This is a genomic window from Frigoribacterium sp. CFBP 8754, from assembly GCF_014841815.1.
Taxonomy (GTDB): Bacteria; Actinomycetota; Actinomycetes; order Actinomycetales; family Microbacteriaceae; genus Frigoribacterium; species Frigoribacterium endophyticum.
The window spans coordinates 816678-830882 of the sequence record NZ_JACYUO010000001.1; the positions used below are offsets into that span (position 1 = coordinate 816678).

At 72.0% G+C, this 14205-nt stretch carries 15 protein-coding genes; 7 read left to right on the top strand and 8 right to left on the bottom strand.

All coding sequences use genetic code 11. The features are described 5' to 3' along the window. The 7 genes from IFT72_RS03770 to IFT72_RS03800 form a co-directional block, all read right to left on the bottom strand. On the bottom strand, window positions 1–1741 hold a 1741-nt coding region (locus IFT72_RS03770), incomplete at its 3' end, for a glycoside hydrolase family 15 protein (RefSeq protein ID WP_192045602.1). A 62-nt stretch (window positions 1742–1803) separates the two neighbouring features. After that, complete coding sequence (gene pnuC / locus IFT72_RS03775) at window positions 1804–2493, bottom strand: nicotinamide riboside transporter PnuC (RefSeq protein WP_185232332.1); 690 nt, start codon at window positions 2491–2493, stop codon at window positions 1804–1806. 106 nt (window positions 2494–2599) lie between these two features. Then, a complete protein-coding gene (locus IFT72_RS03780; RefSeq protein ID WP_056054147.1) occupies window positions 2600–2929 on the bottom strand; it encodes a DUF6504 family protein in 330 nt (109 codons plus the stop codon). Window positions 2930–2999: 70 nt separating this feature from the next. After that, entirely contained in the window at window positions 3000–4283 is a 1284-nt protein-coding gene (locus IFT72_RS03785) for a type II toxin-antitoxin system HipA family toxin (protein WP_082514320.1), read from the bottom strand. Then, window positions 4280–4678 (bottom strand): helix-turn-helix domain-containing protein, encoded by a 399-nt coding sequence (locus IFT72_RS03790; RefSeq protein WP_056054150.1) that lies wholly within the window; start codon window positions 4676–4678, stop codon window positions 4280–4282. Before IFT72_RS03790 ends, IFT72_RS03785 begins: the two co-directional genes overlap by 4 nt. A gap of 68 nt (window positions 4679–4746) precedes the next feature. Beyond that, window positions 4747–5808 carry an App1 family protein gene (locus tag IFT72_RS03795; RefSeq protein ID WP_056054152.1) on the bottom strand — a complete coding sequence of 354 codons (1062 nt, stop codon included), beginning with the start codon at window positions 5806–5808 and terminating at the stop codon, window positions 4747–4749. Between the two features lie 35 nt (window positions 5809–5843). Then, entirely contained in the window at window positions 5844–6566 is a 723-nt protein-coding gene (locus IFT72_RS03800; protein ID WP_192045603.1) for an SOS response-associated peptidase, read from the bottom strand. Window positions 6567–6738: 172 nt separating this feature from the next. Between IFT72_RS03800 and IFT72_RS03805 the strand changes: the two genes are divergently transcribed. The 5 genes from IFT72_RS03805 (at window position 6739) to IFT72_RS03825 (ending at window position 10806) form a co-directional block, all read left to right on the top strand. Next, complete coding sequence (locus IFT72_RS03805) at window positions 6739–7386, top strand: TetR/AcrR family transcriptional regulator (RefSeq protein WP_056054157.1); 648 nt, start codon at window positions 6739–6741, stop codon at window positions 7384–7386. A 183-nt stretch (window positions 7387–7569) separates the two neighbouring features. Further along, window positions 7570–8457, top strand: coding sequence for an ABC transporter ATP-binding protein (locus tag IFT72_RS03810; protein ID WP_185232334.1), 888 nt, complete (start codon window positions 7570–7572; stop codon window positions 8455–8457). Further along, window positions 8454–9137 (top strand): ABC transporter permease, encoded by a 684-nt coding sequence (locus IFT72_RS03815; protein WP_056054163.1) that lies wholly within the window; start codon window positions 8454–8456, stop codon window positions 9135–9137. Before IFT72_RS03810 ends, IFT72_RS03815 begins: the two co-directional genes overlap by 4 nt. Further along, a complete protein-coding gene (locus IFT72_RS03820) occupies window positions 9134–9877 on the top strand; it encodes an ABC transporter permease subunit (RefSeq protein WP_192045604.1) in 744 nt (247 codons plus the stop codon). The genes IFT72_RS03815 and IFT72_RS03820 overlap by 4 nt, the downstream gene beginning before the upstream one ends. Next, window positions 9874–10806 (top strand): glycine betaine ABC transporter substrate-binding protein, encoded by a 933-nt coding sequence (locus tag IFT72_RS03825; RefSeq protein WP_307803312.1) that lies wholly within the window; start codon window positions 9874–9876, stop codon window positions 10804–10806. Before IFT72_RS03820 ends, IFT72_RS03825 begins: the two co-directional genes overlap by 4 nt. A gap of 103 nt (window positions 10807–10909) precedes the next feature. Here the strand turns inward: IFT72_RS03825 and IFT72_RS03830 are convergent, their stop codons facing one another. Continuing rightward, window positions 10910–11587, bottom strand: a complete 678-nt coding sequence (locus IFT72_RS03830; RefSeq protein WP_056054168.1) for a DedA family protein — start codon at window positions 11585–11587, stop codon at window positions 10910–10912. A gap of 172 nt (window positions 11588–11759) precedes the next feature. On the opposite strand from IFT72_RS03830, the gene IFT72_RS03835 reads away from it, so the two are divergent. Both IFT72_RS03835 and cydB read left to right on the top strand, forming a co-directional pair. Beyond that, entirely contained in the window at window positions 11760–13172 is a 1413-nt protein-coding gene (locus IFT72_RS03835) for a cytochrome ubiquinol oxidase subunit I (RefSeq protein WP_192045885.1), read from the top strand. Window positions 13173–13190: 18 nt separating this feature from the next. Beyond that, entirely contained in the window at window positions 13191–14195 is a 1005-nt protein-coding gene (cydB, locus tag IFT72_RS03840; protein ID WP_192045605.1) for a cytochrome d ubiquinol oxidase subunit II, read from the top strand. Window positions 14196–14205 lie beyond the last annotated feature (10 nt).

Here is a 14205-nt window from a genome sequence, read left to right on the forward strand (position 1 = left end):
GCACGAGGGCGAGGTGCGAGAGCGCCTGCGGGGTGTTGCCGACGTGGCGGCCGGTGGCCACCTCGATCTCCTCCGAGAGCATGCCGACGTCGTTGCACCAGCCGACGAGACGGTCCATCAGCGTCACCGCGTCGTCCACGCGCCCGGACCGGGCGTACTGCTCCGCCAGCCAGAACGAGCAGGTGAGGAAGGGGTGCTCCGTGCCCTCGAGGCCGTCGACGCCCGACTCGGTGCGGTAGCGCAGCAGCAGGCCGTCCTGCAGCAGGTCGTGCTCGATCGCAGCGACGGTGCCGAGCATCCGCGGGTCGTCGGGGGCGACGAAGCCCACCTGGGCGAGCTGCAGCAGCGAGGCGTCGACCTCGGCCGAGCCGTAGTGCTGGGTGTACGTGCCCCGGTCGGCGTCCCAGCCCTGTTCCTCGACCTCGGCATGGACCTCGTCGCGGAGGCTCCGCCACCGGTCGACGGGTCCGTCGAGCCCGAACTGCTCGACGCCCTGGACGGCGCGGTCGAGGGCGGCCCAGATCATGACGCGCGAGTGGGTGAAGTGCTGCGGTTCGCCGCGGATCTCCCAGATGCCGTTGTCGGGGCGGGTCCAGTTGTCCTCGACGTACTGCATCAGGGCGCGCTGCAGCGGCCACGAGTACTCGGACTCGGCGACCCCGAGCTGACGGGCCTCGTGCAGGGCGACCATGACCTCGCCGAAGATGTCGCCCTGGTACTGCGTGAACGCGGCGTTGCCGAGCCGCACGGGGGAGGCGCCCTCGTAGCCCGGCAGGTGCTCCAGCTCGCTCTCGTGCAGGTACCGCTCGCCGGCGAGCCCGTACATGATCTGCACGTCGGCGGGGTCGCCGGCGATCGCCCGGAGCAGCCAGCCGCGCCACTTCTCGGCCTCCTCCGCGAAGCCGTGCAGGATGAGCGCCTGCAGGGTCATCGACGCGTCGCGCAGCCACACGTAGCGGTAGTCCCAGTTCCGTGAGCCGCCGAACGACTCCGGCAGGCTCGTCGTCGCGGCCGCGACGATGCCGCCCGTGTCCTCGTTCGTGAGGGCCCGGAGGATCAGCAGCGAGCGGCGCACCTCGCGGTCGTAGGCGGAGGGCTCCTGCGAGCGGGCGGCCCAGGCCTGCCACCAGCGGACGGTGTCGGCCAGCACGGCGTCGACGTCGGGAGCGGTCGGCGGCTCGCGGTGCGAGGGGTACCAGGTGAAGGTCATGTCGACGGTCTCGCCGGCCGCCACGTCGAACTCGGCGGCGTGGGTGTGGTCGGCCGCCGTGAGGTGGGGACCGCGGACCACGACCGCGTCAGGGCCGGCGATGGCCACGAGGGCGGTCTCGTCGCCCTCGGGCAGCTGGCGCACCCAGGGCAGCGCAGCGGCGTAGCCGAACCGGATCCGCAGGTCCTCCTGCATCCGCACCGTGCCCTCGACGCCGGTCACCCGACGCACGACGTCCGCCCGCCGGTCGCCGACCGGCATGAGGTCGGTGACCTCGACGACGCCGGTCGACGTCGTCCAGCGCGTCACGAGCACGAACGTGTCGTCGACGTAGCGGCGGGTCGCCGTCGCCCCTGCCTCCGTCGGCGCGACGAGCCAGCGGCCGTGGTCGCGGTCGCCCAGCAGGGCGCCGAAGACGGAGGCGGAGTCGAAGCGCGGCAGGCACGACCAGTCGATGCTGCCGTCGGTGCCGACGAGGCACCCCGTGTGCAGATCGCCGATCAGGGCGTAGTTCTCGATGGGCAGGGGCATGGCGCCATCGAACCAGACGGGGTGGTGAGCACGCCGGGGGGAGGCGCCCTCTCAGCCCGTGGTCAGCGGCGCTGGAGCGTGGGGTCGGGCCACTGGGTCTCGACCAGCGGCTTCTGCCTCCTGGCCCGGGCCCAGACGAAGAACCCGGCGAGCGTGAAGGCGCCGTAGAAGACGTACATCAGCCCGGAGGCGTAGTAGCCGGCGCTGAAGAGCAGGGGCGTGCCGACGAGGTCGACCGCGACCCAGATCAGCCAGAACTCCACCCAGCCCTTCGCCATGCCCCAGGTGGCCAGCAGCGAGCCGGTGAAGATCCAGGCGTCGGCCCAGACCGGCTCGTAGGAGCCCAGGGCGCTGAACACCGGGGTGAGCACGGCGGTGCCGCCGACCAGGCCCACGACGAGCAGGACGCGGTTGCGGGCGCCGGCCCAGCGCGGCTCGACCGCGGTGCCCGCGTCGCCGCCGCGGCTCTGGTGCCAGCGCCACCAGCCCCAGATCGACACGGTGATGAACATGACCTGCCGACCGGCCTGGCCGAGGAGGTTGACCGGGTTGGGCGTGTCGAAGACCGCCCCGAGGAAGACGGTGAAGAGGAGGGCGTTGCCCACGATGCCGACCGGCCAGGCCCACACCTTCCGGCGCATCCCGCCGAGGGCGCTGAGCAGCCCGAACACGTTGCCGACGATCTCGCGCCAGAGGATCGTCTGGTCGCCGATCACCAGCTGTGCGTCGAACAACCACCGGATGACGGTCATGGGCACCTCCCTGTCTGCCGAGGCCCAGCGGGAGAACGGCTCCGGCGGGCCGGGCATTCCCGCTGCGCTCGCCGGTGCCCGGGCGCTCGTCGGGCGTCGACGCCCCTCAGGCGAAGAGCTGCTGCTCGACGGTGTCGTCGTAGACGCCGAGCAGCAGCCAGGTGCCGCCCTCCGCCGGGTCGAGCGCGAGGTCGAAGGTGCCGTCGATGCGGTGCGCCCCGTCGGTGAGCGGCAGGGCGTCGACGCGCCACACCGGCAGCTCGAGCAGCTCCGCCCCGAGGCCCCGGGGCGCCCGGGGCGCCGAGCGCCACCACTCCCGACGGGTCATCCACATCTCAGGGGCGCTGACGACGCCGTAGACCACCCCGCGCCAGACGAAGCGGAGGGGCGCCCCGCCCTCCGTGGTCTCGACCGGCACCTGTTCGTCGACCTTCACGTCGCCTCCTCGTTCGAATGTACGTTCGACCAGGAGTGTACGAAGTCCCACCGACATCGGCCAGGGGGAGTCACCAGCGGGGCAGCGACTCCTCGACGTGGCCCACGACGCGGCCGGGGACGCCCGCCTCGTCGGCGAAGCTCCGCCAGCGCGCCACCGCGTCGCGCACCTCGTCGACGACGTCGGAGGCGCCCGGCACGAGGTGCCGGTCGGCCAGCCTCATGACGTCGGCCCGTGCGACGTCGCGGAAGACGCCGTCCACCCCCATCAGGTGCTGGTACGTCCACCGGCCGGTCGGGTTGTGCGCGAACGTGACGTCGTAGGCGGGGGAGAGCTCCCACGGCGCCGTCGGCGACCTCAGCAGGAACGACGCGTTCTTCGTGTGGTCGTCGTTGTTGGCCGCGAGCACGTTGAAGACCATCCGCCGGAACACCTGCTCCCGCGCCTCGGGCCCGCCGCCGAGCCGAGCCACGGCGTCGAAGAGCTGCCCGTAGTCGTGGGCCTGGCGCTGCCGGTAGTCGAGGTGCGCCGTCCCGCAGAGGGTGACCGAGTGCACCTTGCCCTCCGGCGACCGGTCGAACCGCCGCGTCATGAAGTGCGCCCGGCCCCCCTCCTCGAGCAGCCGGCACTCGCTCATCTCGATGCCCGCCGCCCTCGCCATCAGCGAGTACGCGTACTCGACCCTGCCCGTGGCCGAGCCCTGGCCGAGCTCGACGTCGGCCCCGAGGCCGTCCAGCTTCAGCAGCCAGTGCTCGAACCCCTCGGGAGCCGGGAGCTGGCCCGACCGCACCTCGCCCGTCGCCCTGTCCCAGGCGACGACGGCCTTGGCCCGGGCCCCGCCCGCCGAGGTCCCCACCTGGATCAGCGACCGGATCGCCGACTCCGCCCCCTCGTCGTCCGCGAAGCTCCCGTCGAGCACGCTCCGGGCCCCCTCGACCAGGGCGCTCAGCTCGACCGCGCTCGTCGTGCGGTGCCGCGGGCCCCGCGAGGGCCGGAACTCGAGGGCGCCCATCGCACGGTCGGCCATGTAGGCCAGCCGGTCCAGCGGCGTCACCGCCGCCCGCGAGACGCCCTGCCGGGCCAGCCAGGCGTCGATCACCGCGTTGCCGAAGTCGTCCGGCAGCGCGTCGGCCAGCAGGGCGGGGAGGCGGTGGAACGTCGCCTCCGGCAGCTGCGGGAAGACGTGGCGCCGCACCCGGGTGGGCATCGTCAGCGGCGCGAGCTCGATGCCACGCTCGACCCAGTCGGGCCAGTACTCGAACACGTACGCCCCGAGCCGGGGGTCGGGCGCGACCGCGCCGACGCGCATGCCCCAGGCGCTCACCTCGACGGCGGGCACCGGCACCCAGCTCACTCGCCGGCCCCTCCGGACGGGCGCTCGCCGCGTCGCCCCGCGTCGTCGCGCACGACGCGGCTGGCGCGGGGGCCCCGGGGGCGGTAGACGCGACGGCGGGGGGCAGCCGGCGCCGAGCGCAGCACGTCGAGCGGGCTCACGTCGCTGTGCGGGGCGATGGTGTCGAGGGCCGACTCCGCGCCGAGCGCCCGCAGCACCCGCACGAGGCTACGCACGGTGCTCCCTCGGCCGTTCTCCAGCGACTGGAGGGTGCTGGTCGACACGTCGGCGAGGCGCGCGAGCGAGATCTGGTCGAGGCCCTGGTCGAGGCGTCGGGCACGCACCTGGGCGCCGATCCGCGCCTCCCACTCCTGGGTGGAGCGGGCAGCGTCGGGCTGGTCGGTGATCTCAGTCATGTCGCTCCTGTACCTGATCTTCTGATGATAGGACACGAGAACGCCTCCCATGACGGGATTTCCCTGTATCAGAGGCGGGTGTCTCCCGAGCGGGGGACGACGTCGGTGTCGACGAGCTGCTCCCACAGCCCGGCGCCGTCCGGGGCGGAGACCCACACGGCGTCGCTGCCCTGCGCGTGCTCGGAGCGCGAGCGCCCGCCGGCCAGGACGGCCTCGCTGGGCGACAGCTGGCGGATCGCGACGGCGGCGACGTTCTCCGGGTGGTCGCGGAGGAACCGCCCGTAGAGCTCCTCGTCGTGCTGCCCGTCGTCGCCGACCAGCAGCCACCGCATGTCGGGGAACTCCTCGGCGAGACGGTCGAGCGAGCCCTGCTTGTGCAGGCGGCCGCTGCGGAACCACCGGTCGTGGGTCGGCCCCCAGTCCGTGAGCAGCAACGGGCCGCTCGGGTACAGGTTGCGCGACAGGAAGCGCGACAGCGTCGGCGCGACGTTCCAGGCGCCGGTCGACAGGTAGATCACGGGGCAGCCGCCCGCGGCCGTGTGCAGCCGCTCGTAGAGGACGGCCATCCCGGGCACCGGGCGCCGGGCGTGCTCGTTGAGGACGAAGGTGTTCCACGCCGCGAGGAACGGGCGCGGGAGCGAGGTGACCATGACGGTGTCGTCGATGTCCGAGACGATGCCGAACCGGGCGTCGGCGTCGATCACGACCACGGGGGCCTCGATCGGCGGCGAGCCCTCGGTGCTCAGGGTGACGAGGTGCCACCCCGGCTCGAGGTCGACCTCGAGCCGGGCGTCGAGCACCCCGCCGCGGTCGGTGGTGACCTGGACGGTGCGGCCGCCGACCGTCACGTCGACGACGGCCCGCTCGACCGGCACGCTGGTGAAGCTCCGCCAGCCGCGCACGTTGAGGCGGTCGGTGCCCTCGAGCGACCCCGTGCGCGTGAGCAGCACGCGCGACAGCACCCGCACCCACCCGGCCGAGCCGTAGCCCGAGTACGGGACGATCGTCGGGAGCAGCCCCCGCTTGCGGGCCCGCTTCTCGCGGAACCGGTGGACCGAGTTCTCGAGTCGGGCGGCGCGGTGCAGGAGGGGCTCGACGGCGGACGACGTCACCGTTCGGGGGTCGGGCATGCGGTCATCCTCCCACGCCGCCACGCGCTGACGGGTCAGACCGGGTCGACCAGCGACGGCGAGTCGACGCCGACGCGGCCGACCTCGGGCGACACCTCGTGCACCTGCAGCCGGGCGGCGATCTCGTCGACGAGCCCCGAGACCCCCTGCAGCAGGTCGTCGTCGCCCTCGGTCTCCGGGTCGAGCCAGTCGTCCATGACGTCGGCCCCGACCAGCACGGGCATGCGGTCGTGCACCTCGGCGAAGGGCCCCGAGGAGGCGCGGGTCAGCACCGCCGTCGAGAGCAGCCACCGAGACGGCGACCCCACGGCGGCCCCCGGGTCGCGCCACCACTCGTACAGGGCGGCGAAGAGCATCACCTCGTCGTCGGGCAGGCTCACGTAGACCGGGCGCTTGCTGCCGTCCGGCCGGACCTGCCACTCGTACCAGCCGTTGGCGGGCACGAGCCCGCGTCGGGAGGCGACGGCCTCACGGAAGGTGGGCTTCTCGGCCGCCGTCTCGACCCTGGCGTTGAACAGGGGGGCGCCGACGGGGCCGGGGGAGCCCGCCGCGACGAAGCCCCACCGGGCCGACGCGAGCCGTCGCACCGGGGGGCCGCCCGCGTCGTCGCCCCGGGGAGCGGCGTCGACGAGCAGCGACACCGGGCGGGTCGGAGCGATGTTCCAGGAAGGGTCTGGGAGAGTGTCACCCGATACATCAACGTCGAACAGGGCCACCAGGTCGCTCGAGGCGCGCGCCATCACGAATCGTCCGCACATGCGTCCATTCTCGGGGCAGCGACCGACAGTGGCCGACACCCGGTCGCCGGAGCCCCCGACGGGGGCGCCGCGAGACCGGCCTGATGGGCCTGCGCGCCGCCGTCGACCGACGGCCGGCCCCGACGTCCAGCACCGTGCCCGGCACCCGCCGGCACCGCACCAAGGAGGAACGTTGCTCGTCACCGACGTCAATGAAGCACTGCCCGGGGGATCGTCACTGCTCAGGAACGAGCCGGTCCAGGCGCGCAGCACCGCGCGCCTCACGGGCCTGCTCGACGCCGCGGCCTCGATCATCGACGAGATCGGCTACGAGCGGCTCACGACCGCCATGGTCGCCGAGCGCGCCGGCGCCTCCATCGGCACGGTGTACCGCTACTTCCCCGACCGCATCGCGGTCGTCGACGCCCTGGCGCTCCGCTGCACCCAGCGCCTCGTCGCCGGTGTGGCGGCGGCCGTCGCCGCCGACGGCGTCGACGACTGGCGCCGGGCCCTCGACGCCGTCATCGACACGGAGGTCGAGATGTACCGCTCCGAGCCGGGCTTCCGGTCCGTGAGCTTCAGCGACGCCCCCGAGCTGGGCGCCGACGGGGGAGCGCCGGCCGTGCACCCCCTGGCCGAGAGCCTCTCCGCCCTCCTCGCCGACCGCTTCGGCGTCGTCCGCGACGACGCGAGCGACCTGGCCGTCCAGGTCGTCGTCGAGATCGGCGACGCGCTCCTGGCGCGGGCGTTCGTCGCGGGCGGCGACGGCGACCCCCGCTTCGTCGAGGAGTGCCGTCGCGCCGTGCGCGGCTACCTCGAGCCCGTCCTCACGGTGGCCTGACCCGCCTCCTCGTCGTCCCTCCGCGGCCCGGCCGCCGTCGTCCGCCCAGCGCGGCGTCGGCGGCCGTTCTGCGTCACGACTCGGCCACGGAGGCGGCGACGAGGTGCCCCCGTCCGGGGAGTGTGGTTGGGTGGTGGCCCTGGCAAGTGTCGATCCGTGCTGCCCACGAGGAATGAGCCACCCATGATCGAGTTCCGCTCGGTGAGCAAGCAGTACCCCGACGGCACCCGCGCCGTGGACGACTTCAGCCTCGTCATCCCCTCCCGCAAGACCACGGTCTTCGTCGGGTCGAGCGGCTGCGGCAAGACGACCATCCTGAGGATGATCAACCGGATGGTCGACGCCACCTCCGGCACCATCGAGATCGACGGAGAGTCGATCGCCGGCCTCGAGCCCGTGGCCCTGCGCCGCAGCATCGGCTACGTGATGCAGAACTCCGGCCTGCTCCCGCACCGCAAGGTCGTCGACAACATCGCCACCGTGCCCGTGCTCAAGGGCGTCGGCAAGAAGGAGGCCCGCGAGCGTGCGCTGGAGCTGATGGACACCGTCGGCCTCGACCGCTCGCTGGCCGACCGCTACCCGAGCCAGCTCTCGGGCGGGCAGCAGCAGCGCGTGGGCGTGGCCCGCGGCCTCGCCGTCGACCCGAACATCCTCCTGATGGACGAGCCGTTCGGCGCGGTCGACCCCCTGGTCCGCTCCGACCTCCAGCAGGAGCTCATCCGGCTGCAGCGCGAGCTCGACAAGACCGTCGTCTTCGTGACCCACGACATCGACGAGGCCTTCTACCTCGGCGACCAGGTCGTCATCCTCGAGAAGGGCGGCCGGGTCGCCCAGCAGGGCACGCCCGCCGAGATCCTCTCCGACCCGGCGAGCGACTTCGTCGCCGACTTCGTCGGGTCGAACCGCGGCAAGCGCGCGCTGCACATCGAGCAGACCGCGACGGGCCAGGTCGTGGTCGACGAGTCCGGCCGCACGACGGGCGTCCTCACGCAGCCCGTGCCCGTGCTCCAGGCAGAGGCCGGTGCCCCCAGGGGGCCGGGCGCTCCGGCGCAGGGTGGGCACGCGTCGTGAACTGGATCTGGTCGAACACCGACTACATCTGGGACAAGACGCTGGTCCACCTCGGGCTGAGCGTGCCGCCCGTGATCCTGGCCTTCGTGATCTCGCTGCCGATCGGGTGGCTGGCCAACCGCTTTCCGGTCGTCCGCGGGGTGCTGCTCACCGCCTCCGGCCTCATCTACGCCGTGCCGTCGTTCGCCCTGCTCGTGGCGCTGCCCGGCATCATCGGCCTCTACCCGCTGCGGAGCAACACCAACCTCATCGTGGCGCTGACCCTGTACGGCGTGGCCCTCATGGTGCGCTCGACCGCCGACGGCCTGCGGGCCGTCGAGCCCGACGTGCTGCAGTCGGCCACGGCGATGGGGTACTCCGGCTGGCAGCGCTTCTGGCGCGTCGAGTTCCCGCTCGCCGGCCCCGTCCTGCTCGCCGGTCTCCGCGTGGTCGTCGTCAGCACCGTCAGCCTCGCGACCGTCGGCGGCATCCTCGGCATCAACGGTCTCGGCCTGCTCTTCAACGACGGCCTGCAGCGCAGCATCCTCGCCGAGATCGGCACGGGCATCGTGCTGACGATCGTCATGGCCCTCGTGCTCGACGGCCTGCTCGTCCTCCTCGGTCGCGCCCTGATGCCCTGGGCCGACCAGGGGGCGCGCGACCGGCGCCCCGTCCGCCAGGCCGCGGAGGTGACCGCGTGAACGCCTTCCTCGACGCCCTCGCGTGGCTCGGCGACCCGGTCCACCTCACGGGGGCGAACGGCGTGCCGGCCCGACTCGGGCAGCACGTCACCTACTCGGTGATCGCCGTGCTCATCGCGGCCGTGGTCGCGATCCCGCTCGGGTTCCTGATCGGGCACACCGGCAGGGGTCGCACGGTGGCGGTCGCGCTCACCGGCGGGGTCCGGGCCCTGCCCACCGTCGGCATCGTCTTCCTCCTCGCGCTCCTGCTCGGCATCGGCATCAGCGCGCCGATGATCGCGTTCGTGGTGCTCGCGATCCCGTCCATCCTCGCCGGGGCGTACTCCGGCTTCGAGGCCGTCGACCGCGCGACGATCGACGCGGCCCGCGCGGTCGGCATGACGGAGTGGCAGATCGTCACGCGCGTGGAGCTCCCGCTCGGCCTGCCCCTCCTCATCGGCGGGCTCCGCTCCGCGCTGCTGCAGGTCGTCGCCACGACCACCATCGCGGCCACCGTGGGCGCCGGCGGCCTGGGCATCTACATCTTCACGGGCCTCCGGTCGAACGACTACACGCAGATGTTCGCGGGGTCGATCGTCGTGATCGCCCTCGCCGTCGTGCTCGAGGTCGTCTTCTCGGTGCTCCAGCGACTCGTCGTCCCGGCCGGCGTCACCGCCGCGGGGCGCCCCCTCGACACCCGCGTGACGACCTCCCGGTCGGCCGCGGCGAAGGCAACATCCCTCCAGGAAGGAACACAGTGATCAACACAGCGAAGAAAGGCCGGCTCACCGTTCTCGGTGCGGTCGCGATCGGGGCCATGGTGGCCCTGGCAGGGTGCGCGTCGAGCGACCCCCTGAGCGACGGAGGAGGAGATGCCTCGGCGTCGTCCGACACCATCGTCGTCGGCTCGCAGCAGTACTACTCGAACGAGATCATCGCCGAGCTCTACGCCCAGGCCCTCGAGGACGGCGGCTACACCGTCCAGCGCGAGTACCAGATCGGCCAGCGCGAGGTCTACCTCCCCGAGCTCGAGTCCGGCGACATCGACGTCTTCCCCGAGTACACCGGCAACCTCCTGCAGTACTACGACAAGGAGTCGACGGCGAAGTCGCCCGAGGAGGTCGAGGCCGCCCTGGCCGACGCGCTCCCCGAGGGCCTGACCGCGCTCACCGCCTCCGAGGCGTCCGACCAGGACAGCTACACCGTGACCAAGGAGTTCTCCGAGGAGAACGACATCACGAGCCTGGCCGACCTCAAGGACTACGACGGCACCCTCGCCGTCGGTGCGCCGCCCGAGAACGCCGAGCGCCCGTACGGCCCTCCCGGGCTCAAGAGCATCTACGGCGTCGACGTCACCTCGACCCCGATCGACGACGGAGGCGGTCCCCTCACGGTCAAGGCCCTCCTCGACGGCAGCGTCCAGCTCGCCGACGTCTACACGGCCAGCCCGCTGATCGCCGAGAACGACCTGGTCACCCTCGACGACCCGGAGAACATGATCCTGCCGCAGAACGTGGTGCCGATCGTCTCCGACAAGGTCGACCAGGGCGCGCAGGACATCATCGACGCCGTCGACGCCGCCCTGTCGGCGAAGGACCTGCAGGAGCTCAACGCGAAGAGCCAGACCGACCAGGAGTCGTCGGCCACCATCGCGAAGGACTACCTGACGTCGAAGGACCTCATCGGCTGATCGTCGGTCCACACCACCGGAGGGGCCGGGCGCGTACAGCGCCCGGCCCCTCCGTCGTGCCGGGGCAGTCCCGGGTGCGCGCGCCGGGGGCGGGCGTCTCGGCTCACGGGCGGCCGTCGTCCTCCGGGGGGCGACCGTCACCGTGCTGCCCCATGTGCCGCGCCTCCCGCCGGTGGACGACCTTCTTCACCACCAGCACGAGCACCAGGAACGCGGCGACGATGCCGACGAAGACGTAGCCGGCCTGGTGCAGCTGGTCGGCGAGCTCGCGGTAGCTCCCGGCGGCCGCCGCGCCGACCGACACGTACGCCGTGGCCCAGAGCAGGCAGGCGGGGGTCGTCCAGGTGAGGAAGGTCCGGTAGCGCATCGGGCTCGTGCCCACCGTGAGGGGGATCAGCGAGTGCAGCACGGGCAAGAAGCGGGAGATGAAGACGGCGATGCCGCCCCGCCGCGCCAGGTAGGCCTCGGCACGGGCCCAGTTCGCCTCGCCGAGCCTCCGGCCGAGCCTGCTGTGCCGGATCGCGGGGCCGAAGTGCCGGCCGAGCGCGAAGCCGACGCTCTCGCCCACCAGCGAGCCGACCACGAGCGCGGCGACGAGCAGCACTCCCTCGAGCGGTGACGCGACGGCGGTCGCCGACACGATGGCGACGGTGTCGCCGGGCACGACGAGGCCGAGCAGCACGGAGGTCTCGAGCACCATCGCGAGCCCCGCGAGGAGCGTCCGGAGGAGCGGGTCGACCGACTGCACGAGGTCGAGGAGGCCGGTCAGCACGTCGTTCACCCGGCTGATCCTATTCACAGGCAGCCGTGAGGCGGCTGCCCCCCTATGCAACAGGTGTCGCCTATCGTTCGTCCTACGCTGAGATCGTCCCGCCGACGTGACGCCCTCCGTCCCCCTCGAGGAAGAAGACGACAGTGCTCTCGACCCTCACCACCCGCGGGCCGGGCCGCTCATGACCGAGCTGCTCGACCCGCTGCTGCTCTCCCGCTGGCAGTTCGGCCTCACGACCATCTACCACTTCCTGTTCGTGCCGCTCACGATCGGCATGGCCTTCACCGTCGCCGTCTTCCAGACCGCGTGGGTGCGCACCGGCCGGGTGCACTACCTCCAGCTGACGCAGTTCTTCGGCAAGATCTTCCTGATCAACTTCGCCATGGGCGTCGTGACCGGCATCGTCCAGGAGTTCCAGTTCGGCATGAACTGGTCCGACTACTCGCGCTTCGTCGGCGACGTCTTCGGCGCGCCCCTGGCGCTCGAGGGCCTGCTGGCGTTCTTCCTCGAGGCCACCTTCATCGGCGTCTGGATCTTCGGCTGGGACAAGGTGCCCGCGAAGCTCCACCTCGCGAGCATCTGGGGCGCGACGGTCGGGAGCGTCCTGTCGGCGTACTTCATCATCGCGGCTAACGCGTTCATGCAGAACCCCGTCGGCTTCGACATCAACGAGGAGAAGGGCCGGGCCGAGCTCACCGACATCGTCGCGGTGCTGACCAACAAGGTGGCCCTGGCGGCCTTCCCGCACACGATCTTCGCCTGCTTCATGGTCTCCGCCGCCGTCATCGTCGCGGTGGCCAGCTGGCACCTGAGCCGTGGCCAGAACCTGGAGACCATGCGCCCCGCGCTGCGCTTCGGCCTCTGGACGATGGTCGTCGCCGGCGGCCTGACCGTGCTCACGGGCGACCAGCTCGGCCTCGCCATGGTCGAGACGCAGCCGATGAAGATGGCGGCGGCCGAGGCCCTGTACAAGACCTCGACGGGGGCCGACGCCTCCTTCTCGATCTTCACGCTCGGCACGCCCGACGGCGTCCATGAGCTGTTCAGCGTGCGCGTGCCGTACCTGCTCTCGTTCCTCTCCACCCACACGTTCGACGGCACCGTCGAGGGCATCAACGACCTCCAGGCCCAGTACGTGCAGCTCTACGGCCCGGGCGACTACACCCCGATCATCTGGGTCACCTACTGGTCGTTCCGCTGGATGATGGGCCTCGGCATGGTCGCGGTCATGGTCTCGGTCGTCGGCCTCTGGGTCACGCGCCGGGGGCGCCTGCCCGAGAACCGCTGGGTCTGGCGGGCCGCGGTGTGGACCTTCCCGCTGCCGCTCCTGGCCATGGTCGTCGGCTGGGTCTTCACCGAGATGGGCCGCCAGCCCTGGCTCGTGTTCGGCCTGCTCAAGACGGCCGACGGCGTCTCGCCGAACGTCACGGGACTCGAGGTGCTGATCTCCCTGCTCGCCTTCACGGCCATCTACGGGACCCTCGCGGTGGTCGAGTTCCGGCTCATCCTCCGTGCCGCCCAGAAGGGCCCGGCCGGGCCCCCCGCGGTCGACGCCGAGACCGGCGCCGTCACCCACGAAGCGACCGTCTACTGATGGAAGGCGCACTCTGACATGGACCTCCCCACCCTCTGGTTCGGCATCATCGCCTTCCTCTTCGTCGGCTACTTCGTGCTCGACGGGTTCGACTTCGGCGTCGGCATGTCGCTGCCCTTCCTGGGCCGTGACGACACCGACCGCCGCGTCCTGATCAACACCATCGGCCCGGTCTGGGACCTCAACGAGACCTGGGTCATCGTGGCCGGGGCCGCGCTCTTCGCGGCCTTCCCCGAGTGGTACGCGACGATGTTCAGCGGCTTCTACCTGGCCCTCCTGCTCATCCTGCTCGCGCTCATCGCCCGCGGGGTCTCGTTCGAGTACCGCCACCAGCGGCCGGAGGCGCGGTGGAAGCGCCGCTTCGACCTCATGATCACGGTGGGCTCGGCCGTGCCCGCCTTCCTCTGGGGCGTGGCGTTCGCCAACGTCGTCCGGGGCGTGCCGCTCGACGCCGGCTTCAACTACACGGGCACCTTCCTCGACCTGCTGAACCCCTACGCCCTGCTCGGCGGGCTCACGACCCTGCTGCTCTTCTTCACCCACGGCGTCGTCTTCGTCTCGCTGAAGACCGACGGCGAGATCCGGGAGCGCGCCCGTCGGCTCGCCGTCCGGTCGGGCGCGGCGACGATCCTGGTCGCCGCGGGCTTCCTCGCGATCACGTCGCTGATGCACGGCACGCTGGCGTCGACGGTCCTCTCCGTCGCGGCGGCCGCCACGCTGGTGGCCTCGTTCGTCGCGAACCTCCGCGGCCGCGAGGGCGTCGCGTTCGCCACGATGGCCGTGACGATCGGCCTCGCCGTCGTCAGCCTCTTCGCGGCGCTCTTCCCCGCGGTGATGCCCGCGAGCAACGACCCGGCCAACAGCCTCACCATCGCCAACGCGGCGAGCTCGACCTACACGCTCACCGTCATGAGCTGGGTGGCGCTCGTCTTCGTGCCGCTGATCCTCGCCTACCAGGGCTTCACGTACTGGATCTTCCGCAAGCGCGTGACGCGGGCCGCGATCCCCGTCGCGGCGCACTGACGGGAGGGCC